Source organism: Streptomyces sp. NPDC006925 (genome assembly GCF_042869575.1).
GTDB lineage: Bacteria > Actinomycetota > Actinomycetes > Streptomycetales > Streptomycetaceae > Streptomyces.
This window is the reverse complement of record NZ_JBIAGB010000008.1, coordinates 257,053-277,296: the sequence shown is the minus strand read 5'-3', so window position 1 is coordinate 277,296 and position 20,244 is coordinate 257,053. Positions and strand designations below refer to the sequence as shown.

Here is a 20,244-nt window from a genome sequence, read left to right as displayed (position 1 = left end):
TCACCTCTGGTCGGTCGGGTCGGACGGTCGGGGCGTTCGGAACGGGGCCTGCGGGGCGGATTCGGCCGCCGGGCCGGACGGGGACCGCGGGCCGCACGAGGCGCTCCGGTCAGCCGCGCCGGGCGGCTTCGACCCGTCGTCCCGGTCCGGCGGGTCCTCCGGGACGGCGAACGGAACCGGCGGGGCGGCCAGTTCGCCGAGGCGGAGGGGCTGGGCCAGCGGTCTGCGGTGCGGGGTGTGCTCGGGCGGCTCCGCGGCCGTACCGCGGTCCGCGGACCCGGCGGCGCCGGAACGCGCGCGCAGCTCGGCGACGGTGGGGCCGCAGACCCGGGCCTGGCACGGGCCGAGTCCGGCCCGGGTGCTCAGCTTGGCGACCCGCGGCGCCGCCTGCGCCGGGTCGCCGAACGCCGCGCACAGCGTGCCGTAGTCGGTCTCCTCGCAGCGGCACACGACCGTGTCCTGGCGCAGCCAGCCGGGCCAGCCCGCACCGATCGGATGCGCCCGGGCCAGCCTGCGGGCGAAGGCCCGCCCCTGGTCCCGGCTGCGCCGCAGCGCCCGCAGCGCGGGCACCGAACGGTCGCCTCCGGCGGCCGCCCAACCCGCGACGGCGCCCTCGGCCCGGGCGGCCGGAGCCCCGGCGATACCGGTGATCTCCCCGGCGGCGAAGACGCCCGGCACGCTGGTGCGCTGCTCCCCGTCCACGACCACGAACGATCCGGCGCCGCCACCGGTACCGGCCGGTGCGTCCCGCAACGCGCAGCCCGCGGCCAGCGGGAGCTCCAGGCGGGGGCTGAACCCGTGCCCGACGCACAGCGCGTCCACCGGCACCGTGCGCTCCGTCCCGGCGACCACCGACCAGTCCGGGCGCAGCCGCGCCGTGACGACCTCCTCCACCCGGCCGTCACCGCGCGCCTCCACGACCGTACGGCCGATCCGGTAGGGCACTCGGTGGCGCACCAGAGCCGCCGCGCTTCCGGCGAGTTCGGCCGTCTTGCCGAGCTGTGCCGCCAACTCCCACGTCCGGTCCAGCCAGTTGCGGCCGAGGGTGGGGAAGGTGCCGGCCTCCAGCACCTCCCGCACCCCCGCACCCGCCTCCAGCAGTGACGCGGCGACCGCGAGCAGGAAGGGCCCGCTGCCCGCGACGACGACGTGGTCGCCGACCACCAGGCGTTCGCCCTTCACCAGCGCCTGCGCGGCCCCGGCGGTGCAGACGCCCGGCAACTCCCAGCCGGGGAAGGGCAGCACCCGGTCGTGTGCGCCGGTCGCCAGCACGAGCGCGTCCGCGTCCAGCGTGCGCCGGGTGCGTCCGGAGCCGTCCGCGGGGCCGCCGCACAGCAGGTGCACCCGCGGCGGCGGTCCGAAGCCTCCCGCCGCGGGGGTTCGCGCAGCCGGGGCGCCGTCGCCGGGGCCGGTACGCTCCAGGGCCCACACTGAGGTCTCCGGCAGCCAGCTGCAGCGCGGATGCGTCAGCACCCGGTGGCGCCGCCGGAGGAAGGCGGCCCGGCCGCGCCGGAGCGTGCCGGGGTGCTCGGCGTGCGCCTCGGGCGGCATCCGGTGGTACTGGCCACCGGGCTGTTCGGCGGAGTCGATCAGCGTCACCCGGGCGCCCGCCGCCAGCGCGGCGTACGCGGCGGCCAGCCCGGCCGGCCCGGCTCCGGTCACCACGACATGACGGCGGGTCATCCGGCCGCCTCCCCGTGCTCCGCGGACCCGCCCGCCCCGGTGTCCGCGGGCCGTGCCCCGCCGGTACCGGGCCGGGCCCGGGACTGGGTGCGCACCTCGTCGCCGTCCGCGGCGCGCCGCAGGCAGGCGCGTACGTCGCGGTCGCCGTTGACGGTCACCAGGCAGTCGAAGCAGACGCCGATGCCGCAGAACACCCCGCGCACGGCACCGGAGGGCCCGCCGCGCCACGCGGTGCGGCCGGCGGCGAGCAGCACACCGGCCACCGTCTGCCCCGCGACGCCGTCGAGGGGCCGGCCGTCGACGGTGATCCGCAGCGGGCGCTCCCCCCGGCCGTCGGCGGCACCGTGGGTCGGTAGACGTCTCGGACTCATCTCTCCTCCTGTCCCTGTTGCCGCTCCTGCCGGAGGGAGGTCGGCGGCTGCTCCTGCTGCCGGGCCGCGGACGCCGACACGGCCGGGCGGTCCACCCGGAAGGCATGACTCCCGACACCGGTCGGCTCGCCCAGCACCAGCTGCCGCAGCAGCCGCGCGGTGCCCACCGACAGCCCGATCCCGGCCCCTTCGTGGCCGGTCGCGTGCCAGAGTCCCGGCAGCCGCGGATCGGCACCGATGATCGGCAGATGGTCCGGCACATACGGCCGGAACCCGCCGTACGCCCGCATCACCGGTACTCCCGCCAGGGAGGGGAAGAGGCGCAGCGCCTTGGCGGCGACCGCCGACAGGGCCTCGGGTCGCAGCCGGTCGTCGAAGCCCGTCCGGCGCCGCGAGGACCCGATCAGCACGCTGCCCGCCGCGGTGGACTCCACCACGGCGGCGGTCTGCAACTCCTCCTCGCTGCTGCCGACCGCGCCCACGTAGTCCGCGTCGTACACCTTGTGGAAGACGGTCGGCGGCAGCGGCGTCGTCACCAGCACGTCGCCCCGGCGCGGTGTCACGGCGACCGGCGCCCCGAGCCGGGCGGAGAGCACCCCCGACCACGGTCCGGCCGCGTCGACGAACAGATCGGCCTCCAGCAGCCCGCCGCAGGTGCGGACCCCGGTCAGCCGGCCGCCGTGCACGACCCCGGCCAGCACCTCCTCGCCGGTACGCAGTTCGGCGCCCGCCGCGCGCGCGTCGGTGAGCAGCGCCGCCGCCGCGCCCGCGGGCTGCACCTGGGCGTCCTGGGGATAGTGGACGGCTGCCGTGTGCGCGGAGGTGACGAAGGGCTCGGCCGTGCGGAGCGCGTCGGCGGTCAGCTCCTCGGCCCGCACTCCGGCGGTGCGCTGGGCCGCGGAGAACTCCGTCAGGCCGCGGGCCCCGGCGTCGGTGGTGGCGACGACGATGCCGCCCTTCGGGTCCCATTCGGCGGCCTCGACCGCCCGCCGCCCGGCCCGGGAGCGCTCCGCGACGGCGGCCAGCACCTCGGGCCACAGTCGCCGGGAGAGCTGGGCGAGCCGCAGTTCGGGTCCTGGGCCCTTGTCGGAGACGAGGACGTTGCCCTCGCCGTGCGACGTGGTGGCCGCGCCCGCGCCGCCGCGGTCGAGCAGCGTCACGTCCAGCCCGGCCAGGGCCAGTTCCCGCGCGCAGGCCACTCCGATGATGCCGGCGCCGAGCACCGCGACCCGCGTTCGGTCCATCGAACCTCCCTGTTCGGCAAAGCGAACGAAAGGGACGCTATGTCAGCGCCCGGGGCGTGTCAACGGATGTGCAGCCGGGTGCCGGAGGGCGGTGCACGGGTGCTGCTGCCCGTACGGCGGGCCTGCTGCGCGGGCAGGGGCTCACGCGCCGTGCGGGGCGTCCGCCTCGGGCAGCGCGTGCGGCGTGCTCGGATGCAGCCGCTGGTCCGTCCGGTACTGGAGGAGCAGCACCGAGCGCACCGTCCCCTCCGCGGCGGCGTAGCTGTGCGGCAGCGCCGCGTCGAAGGCGACGTAGTCCCCGGCCGTCAGCTCCACCTCCTCGCCGTCGACCACCACGTCCAGCCGCCCGGCCTGCACCACGGTGTGCTCGATGCCCACATGGCCCGGCGAGTCCCGCCGCTCACCGGCTCTGAACTGCTGGTCGTACACCTCGAAGACGGCCTCTCCCGACTCGATCCGCTGCAGCGGGCGCAGGTCGACTCCCTCGCCGCTGAGCACCTCGACGTCCTCGCCCCGGACCACGCGCAGCCCCGCCGGCCGCTGGGTGTCCAGCAGGTCGGAGATCGGCACCTCCAGGACGCGCGAGAGGCTGAAGACGGTCTCGATCGTGGGATTGCCGGTGCCCGACTCCAACTGGGACAGCGTCGCCTTGCCGATCCTCGACCGGCGGGAGAGCTCGGAGATCGACAGTCCGCGCCGGGCCCGCACCCGCTTCAGGTTGAGTGCCAGCATGCTCCTGATCGACCTCTGGGGACCGCTCACGTCCCCTCCTTCCTCGCGATGCTCTGTTCGTTATACGGAACGACCGCCGCCCGGTCCCGGTCATTATCCCGAACGGTGCGGCGGAGGCCGGAGCCCGCCGGGTCACCGGACCGCAGCCGTCGGCCGCCCGTACCGGACCGCGGGCGCCCGCCGCCTGTTCGCGTCGGCCGCTCCCGCCGGGCCGCGTACCCGCCGGGCCGCCGGTCACCGCTCCACGAGGGTGATCTCCGTGGCCTTGACACTGGTGAACACCTCGGCGCCGTCCGCCAGTCCGAGTTCGGCGGCGGCCTCCGCGGTGATCTCGGCCACCAGGTCCGGGCCGCCGCCTGCCGGGCCGTGCGCCGGGCCGCCTGCCGGGTCGCGTACCGGGCCGCCTGCCGGGTCGTCCTCGGCCGCCGGGCCGCCCGTGCCGGGCTGTGCCGCGACCAGCACCCGCAGTCGGCTGCCGACCGCGGTGATCTCGCGTACCGTTCCACGCCGTACGTTGCGGGGGCTGCCGTGCGGCCGCTCGCGGTGCAGGGCGACCGCCTCGGGCGCGATGACCGCCAGGACGGCGGCGCCCTCGGGCACCGGGTCCGCGGCCACCAGGGTGCCGCCGTCGTCCAGGTCCAGGGTGCTGCCGCCCGTGCCGGTCCCCGGCAGCGCGTTGCGGCCCAGCATCCGGGCCACCCACGGCGAACGCGGATGCCGGGTCACCTCGGCGGGCGGAGCGTCCTGGAGAGCCCGGCCGTCCTCCAGCACCAGCACCCGGTCGGCCAGCGACACCGCCTCCACCGGATCGTGTGTGACCAGCATGCACACCCCGCCGAAACCGGAGAGATGGCCGCGCAGGGTGTGCCGCACCTGCGCGCGCGTCGTCTGGTCGAGTGCGGCCAGCGGCTCGTCGAGCAGCAGCAGCCGGGGCCGGGCCGCCAGTGCGCGGGCCAGCGCCACCCGGCCCGCCTGGCCGCCGGAGAGCTGGCCCGGCCTGCGGTGTGCCAGGTGCCCGACCCCCAGCCGCGACAGCCACTCCTGCGCCCGGCGGAGTGCCTCGGCGCGTCCCACGCCCTGTGCGCGCAGCCCGTAGGCCGTGTTCGACAGTGCGGTCAGATGCGGGAAGAGGGCGCCGTCCTGCGGGACCCAGGCCACCCCGCGCCGGTGCGGGGGCAGCGAGCCGACCTCGCTGTCGCCGAGCGCCAGTTCGGCGCGGGCGCGCGGGGTCAGGCCGAGGAGGGCCCGCAGCAGTGTCGTCTTGCCCGCGCCGTTGGGGCCGACGACCGCCACGGTGGTGCCGGGCGCGGCCTCCAGTGTGAGCTCGGTGAACCCGGTGACCCGGGCGTGCAGCGGCCAGGTCCCGGCCCGGCTGCCGGGGTCCGGGAAGGCGCCCGGTTCGCGGGCTCCCGGGACGCCGGGGCTGCCGGGGACGCCGGTGCCGGGATCGCCGGTGCCGGGCGCCGGTGTGCCGCCGGGGACCGGTGCGGCCTGCGGCGCCTCCTCCGCCAGGCGCCCCCGCCGCCCGGGGCGGCGACGGGGCCGACCGCCTGCGGAGGGGGAGCCGCCGGCGCCGGTCCAGCGGCCGCGCAGCCCGATCAGCACCGCCATGGCGATGGCGAGCAGCAGCAGCGAGACCGACGTCGCCGCTTCCGGCTCGTTCTGGAGCAGCAGGTACACCTGGAGCGGCAGGGTCTGCGTCGACTCCGGCAGATTCCCGGCGAAGGTGATCGTCGCCCCGAACTCGCCCAGTGCCCGGGCCCAGGTCAGTGCCGCCCCCGCGGCCAGGCCCGGGGCCACCAGCGGCAGCGTCACGGTGCCGAACACCCGCAGCGGCCCGGCCCCCAGCGAGGCGGCCGTCTCCTCGTAGGCGGGCCGCAGCCCCGCGAGGGTCCCCTCCAGGCTGATCACCAGGAACGGCATCGACACGAACGTCGCCGCCACCACGGCGCCCGAGGTGTGGAACGGCAGGACGACGCCGAAGGAGTCCTCCAGCCAGGGGCCCAGCAGCCCCCGCCGTCCGAAGCCGAGCAGCAGCGCCACTCCGCCCACGGTCGGCGGCAGCACCATCGGCAGCAGCACCAGCGACCGCACCAGGGCCTTGCCCGGGAAGTCCACCCGCGCCAGCAGCCAGGCCAGCGGCACACCCAGTACCAGGGAGAGCGCGAGTGCGCCGACGGAGACCAGCAGCGAGAGCCGCACCGCGTCGATGACGCCCTCGCTGCCCAGATGGGAGCCGAGTGCCCCCCACTGCGTACGCGCCAGGATGCCGAGCAGGGGTACCAGCAGGAACCCCGTCGCCAGCAGCGCCGGGACCGCCAGCGCGAGCGGCGTCCGGGGCCCGGTGCGGCGCCTGCCGATACGCGGACGCCGGTCCGGACGCGGGTCGTGCGCGGGCGCGGACGCAGGCGCATACGGGCCGGGCGCGGACGGGTGCGGGCCGGGCCGGTGCGCGGGCGGGTGCGAGCCGTTCACGGGTGCTGGAAACCGGCCTTGCGCAGCAGTTTCTGCGCCGGGGGAGTGCTCAGCCAGCGGACGAACGCCGTCGCCTCCTTGCGGTGTTCGGAACTCTTCAAGGTGGCGGCGGGATAGGAGGCGATGGCGTTCTGCCGGTCGGGTATGCCGACGGCGTCGACCTTCCCGGGCACCGTGGCCGCGTCGGTCCTGTAGACCAGTCCGGCGTCCGCCTCGCCCAGTTCCACCTTGCTGAGCACGGCCCGGACGTCCGGCTCCTGCGAGACGGGCTCCACCTTCAGCTTCTGCGCCTCCAGCACCTGCTTGCCGTAGCGCCCGACGGGGACCTCGGGTGCGGCCAGCACCACCTTGAGCGAGCTGTCGGTCAGGTCCGCCAGGCCCTTCACCTCCTTCGGGTTGCCCTCGCCCGTCGCGATGACCAGCCGGTTCTTGGCGAAGACCGCGGGCGTGCCGGTCTCGCCGCGCACACCGCGCATGGTGGTGGTGTCCGCGGTGGCCAGCACGTCCGCGGGCACGCCCTGCTCGACCTGCGCCGCCAGCGCCTGCGAACCGGCGAAGGAGAACTTCACCCGGGTGCCGGGGTGCTCCTTCTCGTACGCCTTGCCCGCCGCTTTGAAGACGTCGGTGAGGGACGCGGCACCGAGCACCGTCAGCTCGGTCTTTCCACCGCTGCCGCCGCTGCTGTCGGCGCTGTCCTCGCCGCACGCGGCGAGGGGGAGGAGCAGGGCGGTGGCGCCGAGCGCGGCGAGTGCCCGGCGCGGTGTCGGAGCGGAAAAGGCCGGGGAAGGCATACGGCGACTCCTGGGGCGGCGCGTGCGGAGGACGCGGCGGAACGGGCGGCGGCGGTGCGGGGCGTGGCTGTGGAGGTGGGCGGGGCTGCGGGCGCGGGCGGGGCTGCGGGCGCGGACGGGACGGCGGCCTGCGCCCGCAGCGCTCAGGGGCGGTCGATGTGCACGTTCGTCGACTTCACCCGGGCGGTGGCCTGCATGCCGACCTCCAGCCCCAGCTCCTCCACGGCCTCCCGGGTCAGCAGCGAGACCAGCCGGTGCGGCCCCGCCTGGATCTCGACCTGTGCCGCGACATCGCCCAGCTTGATGGCGGTGACGATGCCGGGGAACGCGTTGCGGGCCGAGGTGTAGGGCGCCTCCTCGTCCTCGCCGGTGTGCTGGCCGAGCGCGACGGAGAAGGCCGCCAGATCGCGCCCCTGGATCACACGGCGCCCGCTCTCGTCGCGGTGGGTGGCGACCCGCCCCGCGTCCGCCCAGCGTCTGGCCGTGTCCGGGCTGACGCCGAGCAGGCGCGCCGCCTGGCCGATCGTGTACGACTGCATGTGCGTCAACGTATGGGTTCTGTGCTCGCATCTGCAATGCGTGAGCGCCGTTCCTATAGCATCTGCCAGCCTCGACTGGAGGAAGTGCCAACCCTCGGCGGGCTCGGCTTCCGGCCGGAGTCGTCCGCCGTGGTCAGTCCGCCGGGGCCGTCCGCCGCGCTGCGCTGCCGGAGTACCGGCGGGGCGGCCTAGACTCGGTGACAGCTCCAGTGCAGCCGTCGAGTGGAGAGGGCGCCAACGTGAGCGAACGCAGCGACCCGCCGGGAGAGCCGCCCCCCGTCGCGCACGTCGCGCAGAACGCCAGGGTGTGGAACTACTGGCTGGGCGGCAAGGACTACTACGACGTCGACCAGCAGGTCGGTGACCACATCACCACCATGTACCCCAGCATCCGCGAGGTGGCCCGTGCGGACCGCGCCTTCCTCGGCCGCGCCGTGCGGTATCTGGCGGGCAACGCGGGCATCCGCCAGTTCCTCGACATCGGCACCGGCCTGCCCACCGTGGACAACACCCACCAGGTGGCGCAGCGGACGGCGCCCACCGCGCGGATCGTCTACGTCGACAACGACCCCACCGTCCTCACCCACGCCCGCGCTCTCCTCGTCGGCTCCCCGGAGGGGGCGACGGACTACGTCGCGGCCGACGCCCACCAGCCCGGGGCGATCCTGGACGCCGCCGAGGACACCCTGGACTTCACCCGGCCGGTCGCCGTCATACTGCTGGGCATCCTGAACTTCGTCGCCGACACGGACGAGGCCGCGCAGATCGTGCGGACCCTGATGTCGGCCGTACCCTCCGGCAGCTATCTGGCCCTCACCCATCCCACGCTCGAACTGGGGGGCGAGGCCAACGTCGAGGCGATGGAGTTCTGGAACGAGAACGCCACGCCGCCCATCACCGCCCGCACCCGCGCCGAGGTCGCCCGCTTCTTCCAGGGACTGGAGCTGCTGGAGCCCGGAATCGTCTCGTGCGCGCGCTGGCGCCCCGGATACGCGGCGGAGGACGAGAAGAGCGTCGCCCAGTTCGGCGCCGTGGCACGCAAGCCCTGACCGGCACCCGGCCGCCCGGTGCGGGACCGGCCCCGGGGCCCCTGGTGCTCGGCCCCCCGGCCTGGTGCTCGACCCTCCGGTGCGTGATCGATCCTGCTCGGGACGGGTTAGGTTGGAGGGATGAGCGGGTCAGGAAGCCAGGGGAGCGGGCAGCGGTTGCGGGCCGACTGCGAGCGGTGCGCGGGGCTGTGCTGCGTGGCGCTGCCGTTCACCGCCTCGGCGGACTTCGCCGCCGACAAGCCGGCCGGTCAGCGGTGCACGAACCTGACCGCGGAGAACCGGTGCTCGATCCATGCGGCGCTGCGCGAGAGCGGGTTCACCGGCTGCGCCGTCTTCGACTGCTACGGGGCCGGGCAGCGGGTGACCGCGCGGCCCGAGCTGACACCGGGGCCGGAAATGTTCGCCGTCTTCCGGGTGACGAGGCCGCTGCACGAACTGCTGTGGCTGCTCACCGAAGCCGCGGCGACCGGGCACGGCGGTGCGGCGCGCCCCCTGATCGCGGAGATCGAGGCGCTGGTCGACGGGGACGCGGCGGAGCTGCGCGGTGTGGACGTGACCGCCTGGCGGGCGCGCGTGGGGCCGGTGCTCGAAGAGGTCAGCGAACGGGTGCGGCGCGGCCTCGGCGGACGCGACCTGCGGCACGCCGACCTGGTGGGCGCGCGGCTGCGGGACGGGCAACTGCGCGGAACCACGCTGCGCGGCGCGCTGCTCATCGCCGCCGACCTGCGCGGGGCCGATCTGCACCGGGCCGACCTGCTGGGCGCCGATCTGCGCGACGCCGATCTGCGGGGCGCCGACTTGTCGGACGCGCTCTTCCTGACCCAGCCGCAACTGAACGCCGCCCACGGCGACGGGACCACCACCGTCCCCGGCGCACTGACCCGTCCTGTCCACTGGCCGTCCGGATCTTCACCCGCGCGGCACGAGGCTCCGCACCGGGCACGGGGTAGGCCGCCGGGGAAGGCCGCCCCGGTCGGCGGGGGCAGCGGTCTCGGTGGGAGGAGCAGCAATGGGCGGCGTACCGGGCGCGGGGGACGCGGCGGACGGAAGGGCGGGACGGACGGCGGCCACGGCACCGGAGGGCCCGGAGGCAGCACCGGCTGACGCGGTATCGGCTGACGCTGTGTCGGCTGGGGCGGTGCCGGCTGACGCCGTACAGCGCGAGGCGGTAGCGGCTGACGCGCGCACTTCGGTCTCCTCCCGCACGCACGGCGCGAACGGGGCTGCTGCCGGGGGCCGCCCCTCTGGGCGGCGGGACCGGCACGGGCTGGAGGCGAGCGGGCTCGGCAGCGGAGAGGCGGGCGAGGCCGCGGCCACCTGGTACGAGAGTGCCGTCGACTCGCTGCTCTTCTTCCGCGGCGACGTCGCGGAGTCCGTCGCGGAGCTGCGCCGACTGGCGCCCGACGCGCCGCTGGGCCAGGCGTTCGCCGCCTATCTCGGACTGCTCGGCACCGAGGAGAGCCAGGCGGCCGCGGCACGCCAGGAGTTCGCGCGCTTCCGGGCCGCGGCGGACGAGGGGGCCTGCACGGCACGCGAACAGGCGCATCTGACCGCCGCTGCCGCCTGGCTGGACGGGGACATCGCGCGGGCCGGTGCGGTGCTGCGCGAGATTGCCGTCGCCTGGCCCCGGGACGCCCTGGCGCTGGCCGTCGGACACCAGATCGACTTCTTCACGGGGAACGCCGCCGCGCTGCGCGACCGGATCGCCGGAGCGCTGACGGCCTGGGACGAGGAGGATCCGCACTACGGCCCGCTGCTGGGCATGCTCGGCTTCGGACTGGAGGAGTCCGGGCACTACGCCCGGGCCGAGGAGACCGCCCGGGCGGCCGTGGAGCGGCAGCCGGGCGACGTGTGGGGGATCCACGCCGTCGTGCACACCCTGGAGATGCAGGGCAGGTTCGCGGAGGGTTTCCGCTTTCTCGACGCCCGCAGGCGGGAGTGGGGCGCCGACAACATGATGGCGGTGCACAACTGGTGGCACTACGCCCTCTACGCGCTGGAGGCGGGCGACACGCGCCGGGTGCTGGAGATCTACGACGCCGCGCTCGACCCCGCGGTCACCAGCGGACTCGCCCTCGAACTGCTGGACGCCTCCTCGCTGCTGTGGCGGTTCCACCTGGGAGGCGACGACGACCGCTCGGCGGTCGGGGACCGGTGGGCCCCGCTGGCCGATGCCTGGGCCGCCCGCCGCGACGGACCGCACTACGCCTTCAACGACACCCACGCCGTCATGGCCTACCTCGGCGCGGGGCGGGTGCGCGAGGCCGAAGCCCTGCTGGCCGACCGCGAGGGGTGGGCGACGCATCCGCATCCGGGCGTCACCAACCACACCATGACGGCCGAGATCGGGCTGCCGGTCTGCCGGGCGCTCGTCGCCTTCACCCAGGAGCGGTACGAGGACGCCGTCGACCTGCTCTTCCCGCTGCGCGGCCGGTTCGCGACGTTCGGCGGCAGCCACGCGCAGCGGGACGCGGTGCAGCGCACCCTCCTGGAGGCGGCGCTGCGCGCCGGGCGGCTGGACCTGGCCCGCACCCTGCTGAGCGAACGCCTCGCCCTGCGCCCCACCAGCCCCTACAACTGGCTCGGCCAGGCCCGGCTCGCCGATGCGGTCGGCCGGTCGGCCCTGGCGGCCACCGCACGCGCACGGGCCGCAGCCCTGGCAGCACCCGGCAGGAGCAGCGCGCAGGACGACGGCCCCGCGGTCGCCGCCGAGAGTGCCGCCCCCGGAGCGGAGGCGCGCTGAGGCGCTCTCTTCTGCGACGGGTGCTCTCGTCGGTGCCGGGCGGTCCGGTCTGCGCCGGGTGGTCCTGTTCGGTCCGGGTGTTCGACGGTGTGCCGGGGTTCTCGCCTGGGCTGGGTGCTCTCGCCCGCGTCGCCTGCGCGTCGGTGCCGGGAGGCCGGCTCTGTGCCGGATGGTGCCTCCTGGCGTCGGGTGCTCTCGCCTGCGTCCGCCGGCCCTACTGGTATCGGGTGCTCTTGCCTGGGCCAGGTGCTCTTGCCTGGGCTGGGTGCTCTCGCCCGCGTCCGGTGCTCTCACCTGCGTCGGCCGGCCTCGCCTGCGTGGGGTGCGCCGGGAGCGGCGAGCACTCGTGCCCGCTTCGGGCGCCTGGCACCGGGTCGGGCGCCGCCCGCGCCGCGGCCGGGTACTGCGAACGCTCCGGCGCCCGCTGCTCCGCCACTCCGCACCGGCGTACAACTGCCGGTCATATGAAGAATAGGGGGCGGTCGTTGGATGCTCCGGAGGTCGGGCACCTCCCTTCCAGGATGTGATTGCGGGCGGCGCGGTCACTGGTGAAGGGGGCGGGAATTGCCCGAGGGTTGGTATCTGCTGCGTCCTGGGCGTGCCCGGCCCGCAGCCGTGGGGCGGCTTCGGGAGCTGCGGTCGCGGGGCCGGGCGGCGCTGTCGGCGGGGATCACCGCCGGGCTCGCCGCCGCCCGGGACGCCGGGGCCGGAGCGCCCTGGGCGCAGGTCAATCTGACCGTGGCGCGGGACGCGCGGGCCCGGGCCGAGTTCTGCGCCGAACTCGGCGTCATCGCACGGGAGTTCCTGGGCGCCGAGCGGGCGCGGAACTTCTTCTTCACGCATCAGGATCCCGCGGTCCGGGTGCGCTTCCAGGCGTTCGGGCCGCAGGACGCCGCCGAGCTGCGCACCGCGCTGCTGCACCGGTTCGCACGGTGCCAGGGCGCGCGCAACCGGCCGGTGCCGGTGGTCTACGAGCACGAGCACTACCTGTTCGGCGGTCCGGCTTCGATGCCGTATGCGCACGATCTCTTCAGCATCGACTCCTTCGCCTGGCTGGACCACCATGCCCGGCACCCCGGCGGGGAGGACCGGGCCGCGGCCTGGCGGCACTCGCTGCTGATCCTGCGCGAGCTCTTCGCCGGGCTGGGCATCGTCGGCCGGGAGCACCGCGGGGTGTGGCACGCGCTGAGCCGCCAGGCCGGAAACGGCCCCCGAGGCTTCGCGGCGGGCGGCGCCCGGGTTGCACGGGAGCAGGCCGCCGCCCGTATCGCCGCGTACTGGCGCATTCCGCGCGAAGAGGCGCTGCACGCCTTTCCCGAGGAGCACCGCGTCGCGCTGGCCCGGCACGCCGAGGCGGTGCGCAAAGTGGCGGCCCGCTGGCGGGACGGGTATTTCGAGGCGGGCAGGGCCACCGTCGGACCCCGGACGGCCGCGGCCTGCTTCACCGCCTCGCACTGGAACCGGGGCCGGCTCTCCCCTGCCCGCCAGCGGTTGCTCACCCTTGTGCTGGCGGCCGAGGAAGGCGTCCCGCATGCGGCACCGCCGCCCCGCCGCTGACCCGGTCCCGGCACCGGGCGCCCCGGCCTCCCCCTCCCCTCCCGCGGGCCGCGCCGGTGCCGCGGCGACCGCACCCCAGCGGCGCTCCAGCGGGGCTCCACGGCGACGGTCTGTGCTGGCGGAGCCGTGGATCCGCAGACGGTTTGGGGAGGCCGGGTGGCGACACTGATCGAGGACTACGCGCACATCGGGGACATGCAGACCGCCGCGCTGGTGGCCCGGGACTGCTCGGTGGACCGGTTGTGCCTGCCGCGGTTCGACTCCCCGGCGGTCTTCGCCGGTCTCCTCGGCACCGGCGACAACGGGTTCTGGCGGCTGGCGCCCGCCGCCGGAGGTGCCGGGCCCGCCGTCGCGGCCCGCCGCCGCTACCGGGGCGACTTTCTGGTGCTGGAGACCGAGTGGGACACCCCGGCACCGTGCGCGTCGTCGACTTCATGCCGCCCCGCCGCCGTGCCGCATCGTGCCTGGTGCGGATCGTGGAGGGGGTTTCGGGGCGGCGAGGCCCGGCCCGGTCCCGGGAGCTGACCCGCCTGGGCTGGGTGTGCGCACGACTGGCCGGGCGGGCGCAGTTCCGGAGTCGTTTCGGCGGGCCGTGTGCGCACGGTGGGGCGGCGCGGGCGCTGCGGACTTCTGGAGTCGTCGTCGAGCGGGCGCGCGCATCCTGGGCGCCTGTTTCGGAATCCCGGGAGGCCACGGTGTGGGTGCGCAAGGTGTTGGCGGCGGTGTGGCGGGCGCTGTCCACGTACGGACTGATCTGGGTGGTGCCGCACTTCGACATGACGGAGGAGGAACAGGCCCGGTCCACGGTGAATAAAGGGGGACTTGAGAAGCCCGCGTCAAGCTCTCGCCAGAGATGACACGTTCGCGGTCGTCTGCAAAGGCCCGCCCGTCGGGCGGGTCGCCAACGGGGCTATGGGGGCGATGATTGCTGTGCCCAGGAACTTCACGCAACTCGCACTGCGCAGGATCCACGAGCGGCCCGACGCGACCGCCTACCAGTTCGTCCGGGCCGGACACGACGACCGGCTCGAGGCCGACTCCCTCAGCTACGGGGAGGTGGGCGCGCGCTCCCTGCGCCTGGCCGCCTGGCTCCAGGCGCGCGGCTGCCACGGCCAGCGGGTGCTGATCCTGCACACCGACGGCGCCCAGTTCGTCACCAGCTTCCTCGGCTGCCTGTTCGCCGGAGCGGTGGCCGTCCCGGCGCCGCCGCCCGGTGGCGCCCGGCAGAACGTGGAGCGGGTCGCCAACATCATCAAGGACGCCGCCGTCAGCTATCTGATGACGGACTCGGCCAACGCCTCCGCGGTCTCCCAGTTACTGGCCTCCATCGGCCACCCCGAGGTCGTCTGCCTGGCCACCGACCGGGCGGTGGCCGGTGCGCCGGGCGCTTCGGAGGCCGGTGGCCGGGAGCCGCAGTGGCACGAGCCCGGACTGTTCCCCGACGACGTCGCCTACCTGCAGTACACCTCCGGGTCGGTCAGCGATCCCAAGGGCGTCATGGTGACCCACCGCAACCTGCTCGCCAATCAGGAGGCCATCCAGCAGGGGATGCGGACCACGGCGGACTCGGTGGTCGGCGGCTGGCTGCCGTTCCACCACGACATGGGCCTGGCGGGCCACCTGCTGCACCCGCTGTGGCTGGGCGGCAGAGGTGTGCTGCTGCCGCCGATCAGCTTCGTCAAGCGACCGGTCAACTGGCTGCGGATGATCGACACCTACGGCATCACCACCGGCGGCGGCCCGAACCTGGGCTACGACCTGTGCCTGCGCCGGGTCACCGACGAGCAGTTGGCGGGGCTGGACCTCTCCCGCTGGACGACGGCCGTCAACGGAGCCGAGCCGGTGCGCGCGGAGACCATGGACGCGTTCGCCGAGCGGTTCGCCCCCACCGGCTTCCGCCGCGAGGCGTTCTACCCCTGCTACGGGCTGGCCGAGGCCACGCTGCTGGTCTCCGGCGGGTCGCCCGGAGCGCCCGCGCTGGAGCGCACCGTGGACAGCGCCGACCTGGAGCATCACACCGTGCGCGCGGCGCGGCCGGGCAGGCCGAGCCGCACCCTGGTCAGCTCCGGCATCCCGCGCGGCTGCGAGGTGCGGATCGTGGACCCGGAGAGCCACGCGCCGCTGCCGGACCGCCGGGTCGGCGAGATCTGGGTGCGCGGGGAGAGCGTGGCGCACGGCTACTGGAACCGGCCGCTGGACAACGCGCACGCCTTCCGCGCCACCCTGGCCGACGGTACCGACGGCTTCCTGCGCACCGGGGACCTGGGGGTACGGGAGGGCGGGGAGCTGTTCGTCACCGGGCGGCTCAAGGACATCATGATCGTCTCCGGGCGCAATCTGTACCCGCAGGACATCGAGCGCAGCGTGCAGCAGGTCAGCGCCCTCTTCGGGTCCAGCGCCGCGTTCTCGGTGGAGTCGGAGCGCGACCACGTGGTCGTCGTCCAGGAAGTGCGCACCAGCCGCAGCTACGACACCCGGCTGGCGTCCCTGGCGGCGGACGTGCAGCAGCGCGTGGCCAGCGAGTTCGAGGTCGCCGCCGAGAACGTGCTGCTGGTGCGCCCCGGCACGGTGCGCCGGACCACCAGCGGCAAGCTGCAGCGCCGCGCCATGCGGCAGATGTTCCTGGAGGGCCAGATCCATCCGCTGCACGAGGTGGTCGCGCCCGAGGTGCGCAAGCTCGTGGAGGCCGCGGCCGACGCGCGGGCCGACAGCCGCCGCGGCGCGCGGGAGCGAGGGTGACGGTGGTGCGCGGGCGGCGGACGCCGCAGCGTGGCCCGTCCGCGGCCGGTTCCCCGCCCCCCGCATCCGCACCGGCACCGGCACCGGCACCGGCACCGGCACCGGCACCGTCGTCCGGGTCCGCGGAGGAGCGCGTCCCCGGGGCCGCTTCGTCGGCGGACACGGAGGAACCGGCGGACACGGAGGAACACGAGGAACCGGCGGACACGGAGGAACCGGAGGAACACGAGGAACCGTCGGACCCGGCACCCGCACCCGGCCCCGAGGAACCGGCACCCGAAACGGCGCACCCGGAACCGGCCGCGGGGCTGCCGCTGGCCGAGCGCCTGGACGCCCTGCTCGGCGACCCCGAGGACGGTACGGGGCCGCTCGGCTACGCGGCCGCCGCCCGCCGGGACGCCGCCGAGGAGTTCCCGGCGGCCGCCTGCGCCGCACTCGACCGGATCGGAGTGCAGCACTACTACGTACCCGCGCGGTACGGCGGCGCGCTCACCGGGCTGCCGCAGCTCCTGGAGGTGGTCCGCACCCTGGCCCGGCGGGATCTGACCAGTGCCGTGGCGCACGGCAAGACCTTCCTGGGCGCCGTCTGCGTCTGGGTCGCCGAGGAGAACGCGGGGACCGCGCGGCTGGCCGGCCTGGTGCGCGCCGGGGAACTGGTCTCGCTCGGGCTCACCGAACGCGCCCACGGCAGTGACCTGATGGCGGGCGAGGTCGTGGCCGAGGCGGTGCCGGAGGGCTACCGCATCACCGGCGAGAAGTGGCTGATCAACAACGCCACCCGGGGCCGGCTGGTGTGCCTGCTGGCCCGCACCGCGCCGGAGGGCGGGCCGCGGGGCTTCAGCCTGCTGCTCGTGGACAAGGCGCGGTTGCCGCACGGCACCTGGCGCCCGCTGCCCAAGGTGCGCACGCTGGGCATCCGCGGTGCCGACATCAGCGGTATCGCCTTCGACGCGGCGCCGGTCGGCCGGGACGGGCTGGTCGGCCGGGAGGGTGAGGGCCCCGAAACCGTGCTGAAGGCGCTGCAGATCACCCGCTCGCTGTGCACCGGGCTGTCGCTGGGCGCCGCCGACCACGGGCTGCGGCTGGCCTACGGTTTCGCCGCGGGGCGCGAACTGTACGGGCGGCGGATGCTGGACCTGCCCCTGGTGCGGCGGACGCTGGCGGAGTGCTACGCCGACCTGCTGGCCGTCGAGGCGCTCAGCCTGGTCGCGGCCCGCAGCATCCACACGCTGCCCGAGGAACTGAGTGTCACCTCCGCGGTCGCCAAGTACCTGGTGCCCACGACGGTGGACCGGATCCTGCTGCGGCTGCGCGGTGTGCTGGGGGCGCGCGCGTTCCTCAGCGACCACCACGCGCACGGGCGCTTCCAGAAGCTGGAGCGCGACCACCGCATCGTGGGGATCTTCGACGGCAACACGATGGTGAACCTGTACGCGCTCACCGCCCAGTTCCGCACGCTGGCACGCGGGTTCGCGGCACCGGCCGGCAGCGGCCCGGCCCGGCACGGGGCGTGGGAGGCCGCCACCTTCTCCCCGGACCGGCCGCTGCCTCCGCTGCGGCCGGAGGCGCTGAGCCTGCTGGCCCGGCACGGCAGCGCGCTCGCCGCCTCGCTTCCCGGAAGTACCGCGGTACTCGCCCGCGCCGCCGCGGACGACGTCCGGCTGGTGCCCGCGGCGCGCGCGGCCCGCACCCTCACCGCCGCCTGCCGCGCGCTGCACACCCGGATGGGCGCTGCCCGGCTGCTGCCCGGCGGTGCCCCCGTGGAGAGCTTCGACCTGGCCCGCGGCTACAGCGGCTGCCTGGCTGCCGCCTGCGCGCTGGGGCTGTGGCGGTACGGCGGGGACGGCGGAGACGGCGGGGACGGCGGGGACGGCGGGGACGGCGAAGGAAGGGCCGCACCGTCGCCGCTGTGGCTCCATGCGGTCCTGGACCGGCTCTCGAGCGGGCTGGAGGAGGCTGTACCCGGCAGTACGGGGCCGTTGCCGCGGCCCCGGGGGGTGGAGGAGGAGGCGCGGGAGCCGCTGTACGAGCGGCTGCTGGAACGGATGGCCGCACAGTACGCGGCGGGGGAGCTGTTCTCGCTGTTCCCCTGCCGCACAGCGGAGGGACCGCCATGCTGACGCCGACCGAGCGCAAGGCCGAGGGCGAGGCCACCGGGGCCGACGAGGAGCTCCGGGTCCAGCACCGGATCGCCGATCTGGAACGCCGCTTCGGTGCTCCGGACGATCCGGGCAACCCGCTGGGCACCGCAGCCCTGCTGGCCGCCGACGAGCGCGGGGAACTGCTCGCCGAAGCGGAGGACGTGCTCACCGCCTTCCGGCTCAACGCCGAGTTCGTGCCCCGGGAGCGGGGCGGCCGGCTCGACCGGATCGACACCCTGGGCCGGGTGCTGCGCACCGTCTTCCGCCGGGACGCCAGCCTGGGCCTGGGCTACGGCGCCACCACGTTCCTGGCGGCCGTGGCGGTCTGGGCGGCCGGGACCGAGGACCAGCGCCGCCGGGTCGCCGAACTCCTGTTGAACGGCGGTCGGCTGGCCATTGCGTATCACGAGCTGGCGCACGGCAACGACTTCGTACGGAACGAGTTCCGCGCCACTCCCACCGCCGACGGCGGGTTCCGGCTCGACGGCGTCAAGCAGGTCATCAACAACGTCGTACGGGCCGAGGCGCTCGTCCTCTTCAGCCGGACCGACGAGGCTGCGGGCAGCCGCAGCCATTCCGTGCTGCTGGTCGAGAAGGACCGCCTCCCCGCCGGACGGCTGCGCTATCTGCCGCGCTACCACACCGTCGGGGTGCGCGGCTGCCAGAACGCGGGCATCGAGTTCACCGACTGCCCCGTCGGCGGCGACGCGCTCGTCGGAGAGGTGGGCGACGGCGTCGAACTGGCGCTCAGATCCTTCCAGATCACCCGCAGCGTCGTCCCGTCGATGATCCTGGGCGGAGGCGACACGGCGCTGCGCACCGCCGTGGGCTTCGCCCTCGACCGGCAGCTCTACAACCGCTCGGTGCTGGAGATCCCGCACGCCCGCGCCACCCTCGTCGGTGCCTTCACCGACCTGCTGATCTGCGACTGCCTGGCGCTGGCCGCCACCCGTGCCGTCCACCTGCTGCCAGCGGAGACCAGCGTGTACGCGGCAGCAGTCAAGTATCTGCTGCCCAAGCTGCTGACGGAGACCACCTACGACCTGTCCGTCGTGCTGGGCGCCAACTTCTATGTGCGCGGCGGCGAGTACGGCGCCTTCCAGAAGCACGTACGGGACCTGCCGATGATCAGCCTGGGCCATGCGGGCACCGCTGCCTGCCAGGCGACGATCATCCCGCAGCTGCCCCGGCTGGCCCGCACCGCGTGGTACGGCGGCCCGCCCGCGCCCGACGGGCTGTTCCGGATCCGGGATCCGCTGCCGCCGCTGGACCCGGCACGGCTCGCCCTCGTGGCCACGTCGGACTCGCTGGCCTGCTCCCTGGTGGGAGCCGCCGGGGAATTGGCGGCCGACGGCGCGCGCACCGGCGCCTACCGCCCGGCGCTGACCGCGCTGGCGGGCGAGCTGGAGGCGGAGCTGCGCGCCCTCCAGGAGGAGTGCGCGGCCATGCCCGCCAGGGACCGCACCGTACTGGCCAGCCCCCGCGCCTACGCGGGCGCGGACCGCTACGCGCTGCTGTTGGCGGCCGCCGCCTGCCTCGGGGTGTGGCGCCAGCAGGGCCGGGACCCGGACGGGGGCCGGCGCCGGAGCCCCGCCAGGAGCCCCGGGCCGCAGTCGGCCGGTGCCGGCTTCCTCGCCGACCCCGGGTGGCTGACCGCCGCCCTCGCCCGGCTCGTCAAACGGCTCGGTCGCCCGCTGCCCGAGCTGCCCTCCGAGGGGGAGGGGCACCTGTTGGACGAGGTGCTCGCGCGCTACCACGAGGGACGCAGCTACGACCTGTACGACACCCCGCTCGCCGGCTGAGGAGCATGCCATGATGCCGCAACCGACCGGGGCCCGGGTCCCATATCTGCCGGGGAGCCGTCCGCCGGGCCCGACCCGGGCGGCGCTCCCCGCGGAGCTGGGGGAGCGCGAGTTCGCGCGGTGGCTGACCGACCGCCTCGCGGAGTTCCTGGGCCGCCCCGCCGAGGACATCGACCCGCGCACGCCCTTCGCGGAGTACGGGCTGGACTCCGTGGCCGCGCTGAGCCTCTACGGCGACATCGAGGACGAGTTCGCGCTCTTCATGGAGCCCACCGTCGCCTGGGACCATCCGACGGTCGAGGCGCTGGCCCGCTGCCTGGCCGACGAGTACGCGCGCGGCGGAACCGCCCGCGCCGACGGACCGGCGGAGGTGTGACG

15 protein-coding genes and 1 pseudogene are annotated in these 20,244 nt (G+C 75.4%); 9 read left to right on the top strand and 7 right to left on the bottom strand.

The features are described 5' to 3' along the window. The 7 genes from ACFYNS_RS14525 to ACFYNS_RS14495 all read right to left on the bottom strand — a co-directional run bounded on the left by ACFYNS_RS14525 (position 1) and on the right by ACFYNS_RS14495 (position 7,844). The gene (locus ACFYNS_RS14525; RefSeq protein ID WP_388602937.1) at positions 1-1,683 is read right to left on the bottom strand and encodes an FAD-dependent oxidoreductase; all 1,683 of its coding nucleotides are present in this window, start codon (positions 1,681-1,683) and stop codon (positions 1-3) included. Continuing rightward, the gene (locus tag ACFYNS_RS14520) at positions 1,680-2,054 is read right to left on the bottom strand and encodes a (2Fe-2S)-binding protein (protein WP_388602935.1); all 375 of its coding nucleotides are present in this window, start codon (positions 2,052-2,054) and stop codon (positions 1,680-1,682) included. Before ACFYNS_RS14520 ends, ACFYNS_RS14525 begins: the two co-directional genes overlap by 4 nt. Beyond that, positions 2,051-3,298, bottom strand: coding sequence for an NAD(P)/FAD-dependent oxidoreductase (locus ACFYNS_RS14515; RefSeq protein WP_388602933.1), 1,248 nt, complete (start codon positions 3,296-3,298; stop codon positions 2,051-2,053). The genes ACFYNS_RS14520 and ACFYNS_RS14515 overlap by 4 nt, the downstream gene beginning before the upstream one ends. Before the next feature lie 141 nt (positions 3,299-3,439). Further along, positions 3,440-4,060 carry a helix-turn-helix domain-containing protein gene (locus ACFYNS_RS14510; RefSeq protein ID WP_388602930.1) on the bottom strand — a complete coding sequence of 207 codons (621 nt, stop codon included), beginning with the start codon at positions 4,058-4,060 and terminating at the stop codon, positions 3,440-3,442. A 204-nt stretch (positions 4,061-4,264) separates the two neighbouring features. Next, positions 4,265-6,391 (bottom strand): ABC transporter permease, encoded by a 2,127-nt coding sequence (locus ACFYNS_RS14505; RefSeq protein ID WP_388602974.1) that lies wholly within the window; start codon positions 6,389-6,391, stop codon positions 4,265-4,267. Between the two features lie 110 nt (positions 6,392-6,501). After that, positions 6,502-7,296 (bottom strand): molybdate ABC transporter substrate-binding protein, encoded by a 795-nt coding sequence (gene modA / locus ACFYNS_RS14500; protein WP_360303034.1) that lies wholly within the window; start codon positions 7,294-7,296, stop codon positions 6,502-6,504. Positions 7,297-7,439: 143 nt separating this feature from the next. Next, positions 7,440-7,844: a molybdopterin-binding protein gene (locus ACFYNS_RS14495; RefSeq protein WP_074998215.1), complete on the bottom strand. Its 405-nt coding sequence runs from the start codon at positions 7,842-7,844 to the stop codon at positions 7,440-7,442. A 230-nt stretch (positions 7,845-8,074) separates the two neighbouring features. Between ACFYNS_RS14495 and ACFYNS_RS14490 the strand changes: the two genes are divergently transcribed. From ACFYNS_RS14490 to ACFYNS_RS14450, 9 genes and pseudogenes are all read left to right on the top strand, one after another. After that, positions 8,075-8,884, top strand: a complete 810-nt coding sequence (locus tag ACFYNS_RS14490; protein WP_360303036.1) for an SAM-dependent methyltransferase — start codon at positions 8,075-8,077, stop codon at positions 8,882-8,884. A 120-nt stretch (positions 8,885-9,004) separates the two neighbouring features. Beyond that, positions 9,005-9,988, top strand: coding sequence for a pentapeptide repeat-containing protein (locus tag ACFYNS_RS14485; protein ID WP_388602927.1), 984 nt, complete (start codon positions 9,005-9,007; stop codon positions 9,986-9,988). Next, the gene (locus ACFYNS_RS14480; RefSeq protein WP_388602924.1) at positions 9,894-11,627 is read left to right on the top strand and encodes a tetratricopeptide repeat protein; all 1,734 of its coding nucleotides are present in this window, start codon (positions 9,894-9,896) and stop codon (positions 11,625-11,627) included. The genes ACFYNS_RS14485 and ACFYNS_RS14480 overlap by 95 nt, the downstream gene beginning before the upstream one ends. 564 nt (positions 11,628-12,191) lie before the next feature. Continuing rightward, entirely contained in the window at positions 12,192-13,184 is a 993-nt protein-coding gene (locus tag ACFYNS_RS14475) for a thiopeptide-type bacteriocin biosynthesis protein (protein ID WP_360293882.1), read from the top strand. Between the two features lie 156 nt (positions 13,185-13,340). Next, positions 13,341-13,723, top strand: a pseudogene (locus tag ACFYNS_RS14470) (trehalase-like domain-containing protein); the annotation flags it as partial. 382 nt (positions 13,724-14,105) lie between these two features. Beyond that, positions 14,106-15,923: a fatty acyl-AMP ligase gene (locus tag ACFYNS_RS14465; protein WP_388602922.1), complete on the top strand. Its 1,818-nt coding sequence runs from the start codon at positions 14,106-14,108 to the stop codon at positions 15,921-15,923. Further along, positions 15,920-18,043 carry an acyl-CoA dehydrogenase gene (locus ACFYNS_RS14460; protein WP_388602919.1) on the top strand — a complete coding sequence of 708 codons (2,124 nt, stop codon included), beginning with the start codon at positions 15,920-15,922 and terminating at the stop codon, positions 18,041-18,043. The genes ACFYNS_RS14465 and ACFYNS_RS14460 overlap by 4 nt, the downstream gene beginning before the upstream one ends. Next, entirely contained in the window at positions 18,037-19,866 is a 1,830-nt protein-coding gene (locus ACFYNS_RS14455) for an acyl-CoA dehydrogenase family protein (RefSeq protein WP_388602917.1), read from the top strand. Before ACFYNS_RS14460 ends, ACFYNS_RS14455 begins: the two co-directional genes overlap by 7 nt. A 10-nt stretch (positions 19,867-19,876) precedes the next feature. Beyond that, positions 19,877-20,242 (top strand): acyl carrier protein, encoded by a 366-nt coding sequence (locus ACFYNS_RS14450; RefSeq protein WP_360293893.1) that lies wholly within the window; start codon positions 19,877-19,879, stop codon positions 20,240-20,242. The last annotated feature ends 2 nt before the right edge of the window (positions 20,243-20,244 follow it).